Source organism: uncultured Megamonas sp. (assembly GCF_958438645.1).
Taxonomy (GTDB): Bacteria; Bacillota; Negativicutes; order Selenomonadales; family Selenomonadaceae; genus Megamonas.
This window is the reverse complement of sequence record NZ_CAUBSM010000001.1, coordinates 183,975-200,888: the sequence shown is the minus strand read 5'-3', so window position 1 is coordinate 200,888 and position 16,914 is coordinate 183,975. Positions and strand designations below refer to the sequence as shown.

The 16,914-nt window shown below is 32.4% G+C and carries 11 protein-coding genes and 2 riboswitches; of the genes, 3 read left to right on the top strand and 8 right to left on the bottom strand.

The features are described from left to right. Positions 1–42 precede the first annotated feature (42 nt). Complete coding sequence (locus Q5I67_RS00980) at positions 43–1,335, bottom strand: O-acetylhomoserine aminocarboxypropyltransferase/cysteine synthase family protein (RefSeq protein ID WP_302486186.1); 1,293 nt, start codon at positions 1,333–1,335, stop codon at positions 43–45. Between the two features lie 119 nt (positions 1,336–1,454). Continuing rightward, positions 1,455–2,384, bottom strand: coding sequence for a cysteine synthase A (gene cysK / locus Q5I67_RS00975; protein WP_302486086.1), 930 nt, complete (start codon positions 2,382–2,384; stop codon positions 1,455–1,457). A 512-nt stretch (positions 2,385–2,896) separates the two neighbouring features. Between cysK and ileS the strand changes: the two genes are divergently transcribed. After that, positions 2,897–6,010: an isoleucine--tRNA ligase gene (gene ileS, locus Q5I67_RS00970; protein WP_302486085.1), complete on the top strand. Its 3,114-nt coding sequence runs from the start codon at positions 2,897–2,899 to the stop codon at positions 6,008–6,010. A gap of 82 nt (positions 6,011–6,092) precedes the next feature. Here the strand turns inward: ileS and Q5I67_RS00965 are convergent, their stop codons facing one another. Together Q5I67_RS00965 and Q5I67_RS00960 are read right to left on the bottom strand one after the other, a co-directional pair. Further along, positions 6,093–6,758 carry a hypothetical protein gene (locus Q5I67_RS00965; protein ID WP_302486084.1) on the bottom strand — a complete coding sequence of 222 codons (666 nt, stop codon included), beginning with the start codon at positions 6,756–6,758 and terminating at the stop codon, positions 6,093–6,095. 301 nt (positions 6,759–7,059) lie between these two features. Further along, a complete protein-coding gene (locus Q5I67_RS00960) occupies positions 7,060–7,485 on the bottom strand; it encodes an XRE family transcriptional regulator (RefSeq protein ID WP_302486083.1) in 426 nt (141 codons plus the stop codon). A gap of 102 nt (positions 7,486–7,587) precedes the next feature. On the opposite strand from Q5I67_RS00960, the gene Q5I67_RS00955 reads away from it, so the two are divergent. Beyond that, positions 7,588–9,579, top strand: a complete 1,992-nt coding sequence (locus tag Q5I67_RS00955; RefSeq protein ID WP_302486082.1) for an ATP-dependent DNA helicase — start codon at positions 7,588–7,590, stop codon at positions 9,577–9,579. Here Q5I67_RS00955 and Q5I67_RS00950 read toward each other — a convergent pair whose 3' ends face one another. After that, positions 9,580–11,151, bottom strand: a complete 1,572-nt coding sequence (locus tag Q5I67_RS00950) for a serine/threonine-protein kinase (RefSeq protein ID WP_302486081.1) — start codon at positions 11,149–11,151, stop codon at positions 9,580–9,582. 146 nt (positions 11,152–11,297) lie between these two features. Beyond that, positions 11,298–12,539 carry an OFA family MFS transporter gene (locus Q5I67_RS00945; protein ID WP_302486080.1) on the bottom strand — a complete coding sequence of 414 codons (1,242 nt, stop codon included), beginning with the start codon at positions 12,537–12,539 and terminating at the stop codon, positions 11,298–11,300. Positions 12,540–12,617: 78 nt separating this feature from the next. Then, a riboswitch (ZMP/ZTP riboswitch) is annotated at positions 12,618–12,703 on the bottom strand. A gap of 166 nt (positions 12,704–12,869) precedes the next feature. Between Q5I67_RS00945 and Q5I67_RS00940 the strand changes: the two genes are divergently transcribed. Beyond that, positions 12,870–14,054: an MFS transporter gene (locus tag Q5I67_RS00940; RefSeq protein ID WP_302486079.1), complete on the top strand. Its 1,185-nt coding sequence runs from the start codon at positions 12,870–12,872 to the stop codon at positions 14,052–14,054. A gap of 78 nt (positions 14,055–14,132) precedes the next feature. Here Q5I67_RS00940 and Q5I67_RS00935 read toward each other — a convergent pair whose 3' ends face one another. Continuing rightward, a complete protein-coding gene (locus Q5I67_RS00935; protein WP_302486078.1) occupies positions 14,133–15,803 on the bottom strand; it encodes a formate--tetrahydrofolate ligase in 1,671 nt (556 codons plus the stop codon). A 116-nt stretch (positions 15,804–15,919) separates the two neighbouring features. Beyond that, positions 15,920–16,005: riboswitch (ZMP/ZTP riboswitch) on the bottom strand. Positions 16,006–16,038: 33 nt separating this feature from the next. Continuing rightward, positions 16,039–16,905: a bifunctional 5,10-methylenetetrahydrofolate dehydrogenase/5,10-methenyltetrahydrofolate cyclohydrolase gene (locus tag Q5I67_RS00930; RefSeq protein WP_302486077.1), complete on the bottom strand. Its 867-nt coding sequence runs from the start codon at positions 16,903–16,905 to the stop codon at positions 16,039–16,041. Between the last annotated feature and the right edge of the window lie 9 nt (positions 16,906–16,914).

Below are 16,914 nucleotides of genomic sequence, written 5' to 3'. Positions count from 1 at the left end.
CCACATTATATTAAATTTAAATAATATAATGTGGCTTTGTTATTATGCTAAAGCTTGAGCTAAATCACGGAGGATATCATTTATATTTTCAAGACCTATAGAAAGGCGAATTGTATTTGGCTTTATGCCAGAAGCAGATAATTCCTCCGCAGTCATTTGTGAGTGAGTGGTACTAGCTGGATGAATTACGAGGGATTTTGCATCTGCGACATTGGCAAGTAAGGAGAATAATTGGAGTCTATCGATAAAATCTTGGGCGTCTTTTGCTGTGCCTTTGATTTCAAATGTAAAGATAGAGCCACCATCATTAGGAAAATATTTCTGATATAAATCATGGTCAAAGCGTGAGGAAATAGAAGGGTGATTGACATTTTCGACTTTATCATGATTTTGCAAAAATTCAATGACTTTAAGTGTATTTTGTACATAGCGTTCTACACGTAAAGATAAAGTTTCTAATCCTTGTAAAAGTAAAAATGCATTAAATGGAGAGATACAAGCACCTAAATCTCGAAGTAAAATAGCACGAACTTTAGTGATAAAAGCGAGTTTTCCTGTAGCTTTAGTGAAAGAAATTCCATGATAACTAGGATTAGCTTCGACTAAAGAAGGAAATTTATGACTTTTTTCCCAATCGAAATTACCACTATCTACGATAATTCCGCCTAGAGAAGTGCCATGACCGCCGATGAATTTAGTAGCAGAATGGATAACGATATCAACACCATATTCGATAGGTCGTACAAGATATGGTGTAGCAAATGTATTATCTACAACAGCAGGAATAGTATATTTATGTGCTAGATTAGCTAAAGCTTCTAAATCGGCAATATCACTATTTGGATTGCCTAAAGTTTCAAAATAAATACATTTTGTATTTTCTGTGATAGCATTTTCGACTTCATCTAAATTATGAATGTCGACAAAAGTCGTATTTATACCAAAATCCACTAAAGTATGAGCAAAAAGGTTATATGTTCCTCCATATACTGTTTTTGAGCAGACAATATGGTCGCCGACTTTGGCGAGAGCTTGTATTGTATAGGCAATAGCGGCAGCACCAGATGCTACAGCCAAAGCTCCTGCACCACCTTCAAGACTAGCAATACGCTTTTCTAATACTTCTTGGGTGGAATTAGTTAATCTACCATAAATATTGCCACCTTCTTTTAAGGCAAATCTATCAGCAGCGACTTGGCAATTGTCAAATACATAAGAGGTCGTTTGATAAATGGGTACAGCACGAGAATTTGTTATAGGATCGGCTAGTTCTTGACCTATATGTAATTGTTTAGTTTCAAAAGCCCAATTATTTGTATCTAATTTTTTTGTCATCATAAAACTCTCCTTTTAAAATATATTTATCCTATTATAAAACTATGAATAACTTATAAAAAAATAACATCATCACATAAAAATATTTACAATATGATGATGTTATTGAGTTTGAAATATTATTCTTCAAATAATGGTGTAGAGAGATAACGTTCACCAGTATCAGGAAGAAGTACAACGATATTTTTGCCAACATTTTCTGGACGTTTAGCAACTTGAGTAGCTGCCCAAAGTGCAGCCCCAGAAGAAATGCCAGTCAAAAGACCTTCTGTTTTAGTTAATTCTTTACTAGCTGTAAAACATACTTCATTGTCTACAGTTATGATTTCATCATAGATAGAGGTATCCAAAGTATTTGGAATAAAGCCAGCCCCAATACCTTGAATTTTATGAGCACCTGCCTTGCCAGTTGTTATTACAGCAGAAGTTTGAGGTTCAATACCGATGATTTTTATGTTAGGATTTTGTTCTTTAAGGTATTTTCCTGTACCGCTTAAAGTACCACCAGTACCAATACCAGCAACGAAGATATCGATTTTACCATCAGTATCTTGCCAGATTTCTGGGCCTGTCGTCATGTAATGAGCTTGGCGGTTTACCAAATTAGTAAATTGTCCAGGTATGAAGCTATTAGGTATATCTTTTGCCAATTCTTCAGCTTTTTGGATAGCTCCTGTCATGCCTTTATTACCATCTGTTAATACAAGCTTTGCACCATAAGCTTTCATGAGTTTTCGGCGTTCAATGCTCATAGTTTCTGGCATAGTGATGATGATTTTATAACCTTTGCTTGCAGCTACAGCACAAAGACCAATACCAGTATTGCCACTTGTTGGCTCGATGATAGTAGAATCAGGTTTTAAAATACCGCGTTTTTCAGCATCTTCAATCATGGCTTTGGCAATTCTATCTTTGGCACTACCGGCAGGATTGAAATATTCTAGTTTTACTAATAAATTAGCTTTTATATCATGGAGTTTACTGTAATTATTAATTTGAACAAGAGGTGTATGTCCTACGAGTTCCATAAAATTATGATAGATATTCATGGTAATTACCTCCGTTAATATGTATTTTCATAGTGAAAAAGTATGAATGAATTATAAACGATAAAATGCTATTTGTCAATTTAATTTTGTATAATTGTAAACTATTTAAGGTAAATTTTTTCTTGCTCATTTTCTATTATTGTGATATTATATCAAGCGTACACAATAGTACAAAGAAGAAAAACAATGAAAGAGATAGTAAATTAAAAATAAAAGTCACAGAGAGCCATGTATTGCTGGAAATTGGTACAAGTAGTTTTTAATGGAAAATCACTCTGGAGTTACAGGTTGAAATTAATTTTTAAGAATAGACCGTGTCGGGTCCCTCCGTTAAAGGGGTTGCATATGTTGGTATGTGAAATAGGTGGTATAATGACAGCACAGCTTTCATCCTGTTTTGGGTGGAAGCTTTTTTTAGTTATGTATTACAGTTGCTCTTGTCCTATTTGGCAAGGGCTTTTTTCATATACTGGAATTTTTATTTATTATTTGTATACAGAGGAGGCTTTTTTGTGTATAACAAAGTTGATACCAATCTAAATTTCGTAGAACGCGAAAAAGAAATTGAAAAATTCTGGGAAGAACATGATATATTTAAAAAACAAGTACATCAACATGAAGATGCAGATGTATTCACATTTTATGATGGACCACCAACAGCAAATGGTAAACCTCATATTGGACACGTTTTAACTCGTGTAATCAAAGATATGATTCCTCGCTATCAAGCTATGAAAGGTCATAAAACTATCCGTAAAGCTGGTTGGGATACACATGGTCTTCCAGTAGAACTTGAAGTTGAAAAATTATTAGGCATCAATGGTAAAGAACAAATTGAAGAATATGGTATTGAACCTTTCGTAGAAAAATGTAAAGAAAGCGTTTGGAAATATGAAGGCATGTGGGAAGAATTCTCCAAAGCTGTAGGCTATTGGGCAGACATGAAAGATCCATATGTTACATACCATAATGATTATATTGAATCTGTATGGTGGGCATTAAAAGAAATTTGGAATAAAGGTCTTTTATATAAAGGACATAAAATCGTTCCATATTGCCCTCGCTGTGGTACACCGCTTTCTTCTCACGAAGTAGCTCAAGGATATAAAGATGTAAAAGAAAAATCTGCATTTGTAAGATTTAAAGTAAAAGGTGAAGATGCTTATTTCCTCGCATGGACAACAACACCTTGGACATTACCTTCTAATCTTGGTTTGTGTGTAAATCCAGAAATTACTTATGTAAAAGTAAAACAAGGCGATTACACTTATTACATGGCAAAAGAACTTTGTGATAAAGTTCTTGGTGAAGATTATACAATCCTCGAAGAAATGCCAGGTAAATCCCTTGAATATAAAGAATATGAACCACTTTATCCATATGCTGTAGGTAAATTAAATGGTAAAAAAGCATTCTTCGTAACTTGTGATGATTATGTAACAACTACTGATGGTACAGGTATTGTTCATTTAGCACCTGCATTTGGTGAAGATGACTCTCGTGTTTGTCATAAATATGATATTGGCTTTGTACAATTCGTTGATGCAAAAGGTTGCTTGACAGATGATACTGATTGGCCTGGCGTATTTGTAAAAAAAGCAGATCCAAAAATTTTAAAAGACCTTGAAGAAAAAGGCTTACTTTTTGCTGCACCTGTATTTGAACATAGCTATCCACATTGCTGGCGTTGCGATACTCCACTTTTATACTACGCACGTGAAACATGGTTTATTCGCATGACAGCAGTTCGCGATAAACTCATTGCTAATAATAATAAGATTAATTGGATTCCTGCAACGATCGGTAAAGGTCGTTTTGGCGATTGGATTGAACATGTTCAAGATTGGGGCTTATCTCGTAACCGTTATTGGGGTACACCACTTAACGTTTGGGAATGTGAATGTGGACATCAACATGCTATCGGTTCCATTGAAGAATTAAAATCCATGTCCGATAACTGTCCTGATGACATTGAATTACATCGTCCATTCATCGATGCGGTAACTATAAAATGTCCTCATTGCGGTAAAGAAATGCACCGTGTTCCAGAAGTTATTGACTGCTGGTTTGACTCTGGTTCCATGCCATTTGCACAGTGGCACTATCCATTTGAAAACAAAGAACTCTTTGAAGAACAATTCCCAGCAGACTTCATTTCTGAAGCAGTTGACCAGACTCGTGGTTGGTTCTATTCTTTATTGGCAATTTCTACACTTCTCTTTGATAAAGCACCATATAAAAACGTTATCGTATTAGGACATGTACTTGATGCTCAAGGTCGCAAAATGAGTAAATCTAAAGGCAATGCAGTAGAACCAATGAAAGCCTTAGCTCAACATGGTGCTGATGCAATTCGCTGGTACTTCTATGAAAATAGTGCACCTTGGCTTCCAAATCGTTTCCATGATGCAGCTGTTCAAGAAGGTCAACGTAAATTCATGGGTACTCTTTGGAACACATATGCGTTCTTTGTACTCTATGCTAATATCGATAAATTTGATGTATCTAAATATACACTTGAATATGATAAATTATCTGTTCTTGATAAATGGTGCTTATCTCGTCTCAATACAGTAATAAAAACAGTAGATGAAGATTTGAACACTTATAAAATCACTGAAGCTGCTAAAGCTTTAGAACAGTTTGTGGATGAACTTTCTAACTGGTATGTAAGAAGAAGCCGTGAACGTTTCTGGGCAAAAGATACAGACCAAAACAAGATCAATGCGTATATGACACTTTATACAGCACTTACAACTGTTATTAAATTAGCAGCACCAATGATTCCATTCATGACAGAAGCTATTTATCAGAACCTCGTTTTAAATACAGAAAAAGATGCTCCAGAAAGTGTACATCTTTGCGATTATCCAGTAGCTAATGAAGCATACATTGATACTGAATTAGAAAAAACAATGGATTTAGTATTAAAAGCTGTAGCTCTTGGCCGTGCTGCTCGTAATGAAGCTAATATCAAAAACCGTCAGCCAATTGCACTCATGTATATCAAAGCACCATTTGAACTCAATGAATATTATACAAAAATCGTTGCTGAAGAATTAAATGTTAAAAAAGTTGAATTTAAAGATGATATGGACGAATACTTAAACTATGAAATCAAACCACAGTTTAAAGTTCTTGGTCCAAAATATGGTAAACAGATGAAAGAAATTGCTGCTGCACTTGCTAAATTAAATGGTCATCAAGCAAAAGCAGAACTCGATAAAAATAAATGCTTGAAACTTGCTCTTTCTTCTGGTGAAGTAACACTTGTACCTGAAGATTTAGATGTAAAAATGACTCAGACCGAAGGTTTTGCAGCTCAGCGTGATGGTGAAGTAACAATTGCTATTTCTACAGTATTGTCAGAAGAACTCATTGAAGAAGGTTTCGTTCGTGAAATCATCAGTAAAGTTCAGACAATGCGTAAAGAAAATGGCTTTGAAGTAACTGATAGAATTACAGTATTTGCTCAAGGTAATGAAAAGATTGCTAAATTCATGCAAGATAACGCTGAAGCAATCAAGAAAATCACTTTAGCTGATGAACTTGTTTATGATAAATTAGACGGATTCACTAAAGAATGGAATATCAATGGTGAAAAAGTAACTTTAGGTGTAAAATAATAAATAAGTAAAATAAAAAAGGAAGTCTATAATATATAGGCTTCCTTTTTATTATCATTTTTGTTATTTTTAGGGGAAAATATTAATAACTGAATTGTTTATAGCGATTTAAACTGAGCAGTTTATAGAATTTTTCTGTTACTTTGCGATTATATGGTTCAAGTTCCATATTTTTTTTGTAAAGCATAAAGGAGACTTCGTTAGAAGTAATGTATTTTGCTAATCCTTTTTCCGTGAATTCATGTAAAATATCTAAATCAGATTTATCAATATAAGGAATGAATAATTTCATCTTGCTATTAAGCCAATTCATATCTTCGGTAAATTGACGTTTATTAGAATTGATTTTTTGATAAATAAAATTTAAATAGCGTTTAGCAATATGACTAAATACAGATGTAAAATTGCCTTTGATAAAAGAAGTCAATGCACTAGGGTCTCTAAATTGATTAATAGGCATACCATCTAAGAAGATTTCTAATTTTAAAGCAAAATTTTGTGCATCTTTTAGTTGATTTTGTTTTAAAAATTTACTGAGTTGAATGGATTCTAAATCCCAGCCATGTATGTTCAAAAATTCACTATAATGGCGTAAAACTAATTTATTATAAGGAGATAATTCAATGGTTTTTATGAAAATAACATGGGCAAGTTCAGGATCTTGAAGACAAATTGCTTGGCCACTTTCAGTAAGACGCAATAGAAGATGTAGATCGGTTAAACAGAGGCGATAACAATCGTCTTTCATAAGCTAATAGTAAATGATTTGCTTCAATTTTTTCTACTGCAGAAAGTCTATCATAAGATTCTATTGTTTTTAAATATTTTGTTCCAGCTTCTAAAAAAGACATATATAAAACCTCCATTACTAAAATCTATATAACGATTAATTTTTGTTATTACAGCTATGATTTATAATCATACACTATATGACTAAATTTTGCAATAATTTTTTATATTTTAATTAATACAAAAAATAAAAATACAAAATACATTATATAGAATAAAAAATAGGCTAATAATAATAAAAAATTATTAGCCTAAAAGTTTTATTCTAATAGAGGTGAAGCTTTAGCATCAGTTAATAATATATTTGTTTCAATTACACTTAAATGTTTTTCAAGTGCATACATGATTATAGCGTCCCATGGATTGCGTGCATATAAAGAGCTATGCTTGGCATGATTTAAAAGGTGATTTGTTTCATCAATATTTAATTGCATAGCTATAGCAAGAGCTAATATGCGATTTCTGGCAGTATGTTTTTGACCTGAAAAAATCTTATAAGCATATGTTACAGGTAGACCAGATTTTTTTATAACATCGGCTTTTACTAAAGCTTTTTGTGACAAAAGTTCATCTAGATATGCTGACAGAGTTATATTTAAAAAATTTTTTTGGTTATTTTTTAAAAATGTATGAATATCTTTTTGTTGTTTTAAATCAGCACCTAATTTATCTGTGATTACTCCCATAAAAATACTTCCTTTGTTATTTTTAATTGATTTATATTATAATAAAATAACATTTTAAAGAATGCAATATTGATTAAATTATAGATAGTAGAGGGAAAAGCAGTGCAATCAAAATTAGAAGCTAAATATTTGCGAGAAATTGGAGAAAAAGTATATAGTTTTTTCTTTGAAAATCCTGAAATGGAAAATAATAATTTAGAATTTCGTGAAGGTCAATCAGAGATGGCTTGTGAAATAGTAGATGCCATCAGTCAAAAGAAAAATTTAGTAGTAGAAGCAGGCGTAGGGATAGGTAAATCTTTTGCCTATTTAGTACCACTTATTTATTACAATTATTATTTGCAAAAGCCTGTAGTAATAGCTACATCGACAATAGCTTTGCAAGAACAATTGCAAGGGGATATACATTATATCATGAAGAAATTACAGATATTTCCAGAAGTTTTACTAGCTAAAGGTATGACTAATTTTATTTGTAGATATCATTTTAAAAGATTTTTTGATGATCGAACAAATTTAAAACAATATGAGAAAATATATGAATGTCTAAATCAAGGTGGCAAAGAGCCAAGTGATTGGAATGTAGAGCTTCCAGAAGATTTATGGCAGAAATTTAGAATTAAAAATTATAATTATCGTGAATGTAAATATTGTGAATATCGAGATGTTTGTCATTACCATAATTTACGTTTGAAGTTAAAACAGACAAAGGGCATAATTATTTGTAATCAAGATATGCTCACTACTGATTTACGTTTAAAGCGAGAGATGAAAGATGGCTTGTTTACCGAAGAATTAAGCTTGATTGTCGTTGATGAAGCTCATAATTTGGAAGACAAAGTACGTTCTTCATATACAGATATGTTGACTAAAAAGCAATTGATAAATACATTGAAAAGATGCTATTTAAGCATAAAAAAAATACCACCTAATTTAGCTAAAAATATAGATGGTGTATTTAGTGATATAGATAAAATTTTTAGGATAGTAGATAAGCAGATAAGATATCAGATACAACAGGCACGAAAACAACATCAAGATGCTGATAGATTTAAGTTAAATATACCGATTGATTTATTGCAAAGTGTATATAAGATAGCAGAAGCGATAATGATAGCACATGCTGTAAGTATTCGTAAAACTGGCGGAAAAATCAATAGTGATATGGAGATTATTTTAGACTTTTTCAAAGCATGGCAAGATGAAAAAAACTATATTGTCTGGGCTGAAGAGGCTAAAAATCCAATAATATATCTTTGTCCTACAAATGTAAATGAAAAAATCAATGAATTATTTTTTGGCGATAGAGTAAAACTGAGAAAAAATTTCCATACGATTTTTACTTCAGCGACTTTGACGAATTTAGTCAATGATGATTTGACGAAAGCATATAGTTATTTTATGCAAAATACGATGTTTCCAATAAATGATAGCATATTATCAGAAGTGAAATATTCTCCATTTGCTTATGATAAACATGCAAAATTTTTTTATACGGATGATATTACAAGTCCTAGTAAAGATAGAGGAAAATTTATTGACGAAAGCATAGATTTAGTAAAAAAAATATTGGATATTTCTCAAGGAAAAGCTCTGATTTTATTTACATCTAAAGCGGATATGAATGCTGTATATACAAGGCTAAAAGCTTTGAATTTAAATTATACGTTAATTAAGCAGAATGAAATATCCTCACAACAACAATTAATTCATAAATTTAAGCAAGATGTAAATTCTGTATTATTAGGAACGGGTGTTTTTTGGGAAGGTATAAGCATAGAAGGTGTAGCACTTTCGAATTTGATTATTTATAAATTGCCATTTCCATTGCCAGAGCCAATCATTAATGAAAAATGTAAACGCAGTACAAATCCTTTAGAGAAAGTATTAGTCCCAGAGATGATTATTAAATTAAAACAAGGTGTAGGTAGATTAATACGCAATAAAACAGATAAAGGCATAGTATCTATTATTGACTCGCGTTTAGGTGATAAATCAAAGGCAAGCTATAAAGAAAAAGTATGGCAAGCTTTGCCAATAAAACAAAGAACAAATAGTTTAAAAGAATTACAATATTTTTATGATAATTTATGATTAATAAACAGGAAATTCATCATTATAAAGATAGATAATATCTAGTGTAGGTGAATAAAAGCTTATATCTATCATGTAAGGAGCGTTTTTATCTTTATCTAAAGAACTATTTGTTGGAAGCCCATTGCTTAAGTCAACTTTCTTGGAAAAATCTTCATAGAGCGTTTTATCATAAAACTTACATTGACTTAAATCAATCCATATTTCAGATACTTCACTTGGTGAAATATCTTTTTTAGGAAGAATAAGCATAGTTGTTGCACCATAGATACCATCTCCAGGATAGATGTCTAGATTAGCAAGAGATAAATTATCGCTTGTAGTAATGGCTGAAGTAGGTATTTTCATTCCATGTGTTACAAATTCGTAGTTAAGGGGTAAATCAATGTCTGTATTATTTACTATTTTAAAATGTAAAGTGCCTTTGCCTCCAATATAATCTCCATAATCTTGCCAAGATAAAGTTGTAGGGCTAAAATTGCCATCAATATCGTAAGTAAATGGTACATGATTAGTTAAATATTCTCTAGTATATTTTCGTTGAGGTTTTTGTTTATTAGATTGATTTTTTTCCTCATTAGGTGTAGTTATCGGAGTAGTAGTGGAAGGTGTCATTTCATTATTTTTGGGAGTAGATGATTTATCTTCTGATTTGATATTAATATCATTGAATGGGTTTTTTTGAGGTAAATCTTTAATTTCTTCTTTTATTTTTTCTGTATCAATTTTTTCAGGTAATTTTTTTATATCATCTTCAATTTTTTGGATATCAAAATCTGTAGGTGTTTCAGAAGTTTTATTTAAATAATAGCTATAAGAGATGATGATTAAAATTAATGTAAGCAGGATAGCACTTAAAGTGATTAAAAATTTTTTCCATGTCGCCATAGGGATAAATTCTTGCAAAATTTCATTTACAGATTGGTAGCGTCTATCTGGATCAAATTTAATCGCTTTTTTGATGATTTTTTGGAGTTTTTTATTTTTAGGTTGAAGTTTTTGTAAAGTTATACCTAAGGCATAGATATCACTGCGAATATCTGTTTGAGCAAAACCGTATTGTTCTGGAGGAGCATATCCACGTGTACCAAGGTATTCTGTATCGTATGTTTTATCAGGATTGATTAGACGAGCTGTATCAAAGTCGATTAGTTTAACGATATTATCTTTCGTGAGCATTATATTAGAAGGTTTTATATCACGATGTAAAATATTATGTTCATGTAAAATTTTTAATCCATCACACAATTGAATGATTATTTTTTTGATGATATCATCAGAAAGTTGTTCTTGTTGTTCTAAAATATTAAAAAGTGTGCGTCCATTGATGTATTCTTCAACAATGATAGTGATGTTTTCATCTTGATATAGATAATATATTTCAGGAAAACAATTATGCGAGAGTTTTTTTAATTCATCATAAGGACTTGTATTGTGATAAAGATATTTTATGATACAAGGTTGATTTGTTAATTTATTAATAGCTAAAACAATTCTACTCTTTGATGATGTTTTTATTTCTTGTGTTATTGTAAAATTATTGGATAAAAATTCATGGAAGAGCTCAGACATAATAAATTAACCTTTCTATAGAAATATATATTTTTCATTAATGAGATTTAAGTATATTAATAGTTAATATTATTTTAGCACATAAATAAAGCCTAGTAGTTAGTTGAATTTTAACTACTAGGCTTTATTTAGAGTGAGTTTTTTTCTTAAGCAATAGTGTTGCTTGAAATGAGTTTTTCTTTTTTAGTTGTTTTTATTTTTAATATTACAGCTATGATGAAGCTGATAATAAATAAAAATGCGAATACATAGAGGCAAAGTGCATAACTTTGAGTTGTTTCACGAATAAAGGATAATAAAAGCGGTCCTGCGATACCAGCCATGCCCCAAGCTGTGAGAATTCTACCATGAATAGCACTTAATTGTTTTGTGCCAAATAAATCGCTTAAGTATGCAGGCATACAAGAGAAGCCACCACCATAGCAAGAAACGATGATTAAAACTAATAATTGGAAGAGAAAGGCTTCAGTTGTATTAGCGAGTGCATAGAAAGCAAAGATTTCGATTAAGAAGAATAAAATATAAGTATTTCGGCGACCGATATAATCGGAAACGCTAGACCAAGCGATGCGACCAAAACCATTGATAAGTCCAATGATACCAACCATAGAAGCAGCTGCTATTGGACTCATATGAACTACTTCTTGAGCCATAGGAGAAGCAACAGCTAAAAGACCAATGCCGCAAGTTATATTAGTGAAGAATATCCACCAAAGTGCGTAAAACTTCCAATCACGAGTGGCTTCAGCTACGCTATATTGTTTTATTTTAACTGTAGATGTAGCTGTTTTAATAGTTGTTGGTAAGTATTTTTCGACGAATTCTTTTGGTGGCGGAGCAAGATATAAAGAAGAAGCTCCCATGATTAAAATATATACACAACCTAAAATTATAAAGTTAGTTACAAGACCAAAATTACTTACAAGAATTTGCATGATAGGGCCAGCAATTAAACTAGCAAAACCAAATCCCATGATAGCAAGACCAGTTGCAAATCCACGTTTTTTAGGGAAATATTTTACAAGCGTAGAAACTGGTGTGATATATCCGATACCAAGACCAATACCACCTATTACTCCATAGCAGATATATAATAATGCAAGATTTTGTAAATATAGAGCTAAAGCAGTGCCAAACATACCTATACCGAAAAAAGTAGTAGCAGTAAGACCACTGATGCGAGGACCTTTTTTTTCAACAAAAGTTCCTAAAAAACCAGCGGATAAACCTAAAAATAAAATTGCGATAGAAAATGTCCATGTAGTTTCTTGCAGGCTAAAACCCATTTGAGCCATGATCGGTTTGGTGAGTACACTCCAAGCATAAACACTGCCGATACAAATGTGAATACCAACTGCGGATAAAGCGATAAGCCATCTGTTTTTCATTGTATAATCTCCCTTTCAAAAAGTTATAAAATACAAGAAAATCTATGCCTAAAAACAAAAAGACCATCTAGGCAAAATTTTCTTTGCCCAGACGGTCGACTTTTCTATAGCAATGCGGTTCATGTGGTTAATTCCACTAAAATCCGTCAGTTCCACAATGCTTATTCAATTGATAGCTTTATTATAACAAATATTAAAATCATGTCAAGAATAAAATTAATTCTATTTATATGTATTTTTAATAAAAATTTTTGTTTAAATATAGATTTTTTTATTTTTTGGAGTATAATTTTATATCTAAGTATATATTAAAAGGAGTGTAAGGATTTTATGTCAACAACTACATATGATAAGGGATCTGTAATATCTTTAGTATTGTTAAGTTTTATTTTAGGAACGAGTGAGTTTATTATTGTAGGTATTTTACCTAATATCGCAGATGATATAAATTGTACTTTAGCTATGGCAGGAAATTTAATTTCAGTTTTTGCTTTTGCGTATGCTATAGGAACACCTTTTTTTACAGCAGGATTAAGTTCATATAATCGATATTACACTTTATTGGTTTTGACAATTACTTTTATTTTGGGTAATTTTTTGTGTGCTTTTGCACCCAATTATTATATTTTAGTATTAGCTAGAATTATAACGGCTATTATATCAGGAACAATTTTATCTATATCAATGACATTTGCTTCGGAGATAGCATCAGTACAGTATCAACCAAAAGTCATCAGTTGGATTTTCTCGGGTTTTAGTATTGCGTCTGTTTTTGGTGTGCCTATTGGTACAATTATTTGTCAGATGGTCAATTGGAGAATGACATTTTTACTATTATCCATAATTAGTATTTTTATTTTGTTTTTATTATGGCATTATTTACCTAATGTAGGTAAGGGTAAAAAATCAAATTTGATAAGCCAGTTTGCTTTATTAAAGAGTATGCGTATAAATTATTGTATGTTTATAGTAATTTGTAGTGCAGCTGGTAGTTACGTGTTTTATACATATATGACGCCTATTTTACAGCAATATGTACAGATACCAGTGGCGATGACTAGTGTAGTATTGAGTTTATTTGGTATCAGTACAATTATCAGTAATTTAATTTCAGGAAGAATTGCTGGTTTAGGTGGCATGAAAAAAATGCCAATAGTGTATTTTTTACAAGCTATTTGTTTATTTGCAATTGCTTTTACTAGTTATAATTTATATTTAGGATTGATAAATATTTTAATAATGGGTGTAATTATGTATTTGCAAAATTCACCAGCACAATTACATTTTTTGAGGACTGCTAAAAGAGAAAAACCAGAAGCTGTGGCTTTGGCCTCTGCATTAAATCCAGTATCATTTAATGTTGGTATAGCTATTGGTTCAGCTTGTGGTGGAGTCATCATAAATTTAGTTTCAATGCCTTTTGTTGGTTTAGGCGGTGCTATTTTTGCTATAATTGCTATGCTTGTTAATATTAAATTGTTAAAAAATATGACCAAATTTAATAAAAGAGGATAAAGTAAAACCCCAAAAGTTTAAGATAGCTTTTGGGGTTTTTATTTTTGTCGATAATTAGATTTAGTTTAGCAGATAAAATCAGAATAAACCTGTGATTTTTCCATTGATATCAATATCCATATTTTCAGCAGCAGGTTTTTTAGGAAGACCTGGCATTGTTAAGATATTACCAGTTAAAGCTACGATAAAGCCTGCACCAGCACTGATGCGAAGTTCGCGAACAGTGATTTTAAATCCTGTTGGTGCACCTAATTTGAATTGGTCATCACTTAAAGAATATTGAGTTTTGGCCATGCAAATTGGCATTTTATCAAGACCAGCAGCTTCAAATTCTGCAATAGTTTTTTCGGCAGCAGGTGTATAATTTACGCCATCTGCACCATAGATTTTTGTAGCGATAGCATTGATTTTATCTTTAATAGAATCATTTACATCATACATGTATTGGAAGTTGGATGGTTTTTCAGTTGCTTCAATAACTTTTTGAGCAAGGTCAATAGCACCTTCGCCACCTTTTGCCCAAGCTTCGGAAATACTTACAGAAGCTCCCATGGATTCGCAAAGAGCTTTTAATTCTTGAAGTTCATTTTCAGTGTCAGTAGGGAAAGCATTTATAGCTACAACGATTGGTAAACCGAATTTTTGAATGTTTTCGATGTGTTTAGCAAGGTTAGTCATGCCTTTTTTGAGTGCTTCAATATTTTCTGTACCAAGTTCAGTTTTTGCAAGACCACCATGCATTTTTAAAGCACGAATAGTAGCAACGATTACTACTGCATCAGGTTTAAATCCTGTGAAACGACATTTGATATCAAGGAATTTTTCAGCACCAAGGTCAGCACCGAAACCTGCTTCAGTGACAGTGTAATCAGCCATTTTTAAAGCGTATTTAGTAGCCATTACACTATTGCAACCATGAGCGATATTAGCAAAAGGACCACCATGAATAAGAGCAGGAGTGCCTTCAAGAGTTTGTACAAGGTTTGGTTTAATTGCATCTTTGAATAATAATGTCAAAGCACCTGTTACATTTAATTCTTCAGCACGAACAGGACGACCACTTCTAGTGTAACCGATGATGATATTGCCAAGACGTTTTTTCATGTCTTCAAGGTCGGAAGTCAAGCATAAAATAGCCATCATTTCAGATGCAACAGTGATATCAAATCCTGTTTCACGTGGTACACCATGAGCTTTACCACCTAAACCACAGATGATGTTACGAAGAGCACGGTCATTTAAATCAACAACGCGTTTCCAAGTGATGCGACGAACATCTAAATCAAGAGCATTGCCCTGTTGGATATGGTTATCGATAACAGCAGCAAGTAAATTGTGAGCAGATGTTATAGCATGGAAATCGCCAGTGAAATGAAGATTGATATCTTCCATTGGCACTACTTGAGCATAACCACCGCCAGCTGCACCGCCTTTCATACCAAAGCATGGACCTAAGGAAGGTTCACGAAGAGCGATTGCAGTTTTTTTGCCAAGTTTGTGAAGAGCATCGCCAAGACCGATACTAGTAGTTGTTTTACCTTCACCAGCAGGAGTTGGGTTAATTGCTGTTACTAAAATGAGTTTACCATTTTCTTTTTTCTGAAGAGTTGTATTCCAATAGTTTAAAGAAATTTTAGCTTTATATTTTCCGTATAATTCGAGTTCATCTTCAGGAATTTCAAGATGTTGAGCGATTTTAGCAATAGGTTCCATAGTAGCTTCTTGAGCAATTTGCACGTCTGTTTTCATGTGGTTTAATACCTCCAATAATTAAGCTAATTTGATAGTATTATATATTTTGAAAAAAGGCAATAAAATTTTTGCCAAACATATACTTAGACATAAAAAAACGCCTGAGCATATGTTATTTATGCCCAGACGGTCGACGTTTTGATAATAGTACGGTTCATGTGGTTAATTCCACTAAAATCCGTCAGTTCCATACTATTTATGAAATTATGCTTTTATTATAGCAAAGGCAATTTTATTTAGCAAGTTGTAATTTTGCAGCAGTAATAGCATTTTGCATGAGCATAGCAATAGTGAGTAGACCTACACCGCCTGGCACAGGAGTTATAGCACCAGCTACTTCTACAGCATTATCAAAGTCCACATCGCCAACTAATTTTTTTGGTGCAATGCGGTTGATACCTACATCAATTACTGTAGCACCAGGTTTTATCATATCAGCAGTGATAAAATGAGGTCTACCAACAGCTGCTACTAATATATCAGCACTTTGACAAATTTCTTTGAGATTGTGCGTATGTGAATGACAGATAGTCACAGTAGCATTTTGAGAGAGTAATAATTGAGCCATAGGTTTACCTACAATATTACTGCGACCAACGATAACAGCATGAGCACCATCTATATTGATATTAGCTGCTTGGAGCATTTTTAGGCAACCATGAGGTGTACAGGGAATCATACAATCTTTTTGACCTGTCATGAGTTTACCTACATTTACAGGATGGAAGCCATCGACATCTTTTATTGGCATAATAGCATTTAATATATCGGCTTCCTCTTTGGCAATAGCTTCAGGAAGAGGTAATTGAACTAATATACCATGGATATCTTGTCGATTGTTTAGTTCATCAATTTTAGCGATGAGCTCTTTTTTTGTAGTGGTTTCAGGCATTTCAATTACTTCAGAATAGATGCCGATTTCTTCGCAAGTACGATGTTTATTGGCAACATATACTTTAGAAGCTGGATTAGAGCCAACGATGATGACAGCAAGACCAGGGGTCACATTATATTTTTCTTTGAGGGATAAAGCTTCTTGTTTAGCTTCTTCTTTAAATTGGCTGGCAAATACTTTACCAGATAAAATTTGTGCACTCAAGGATAACAC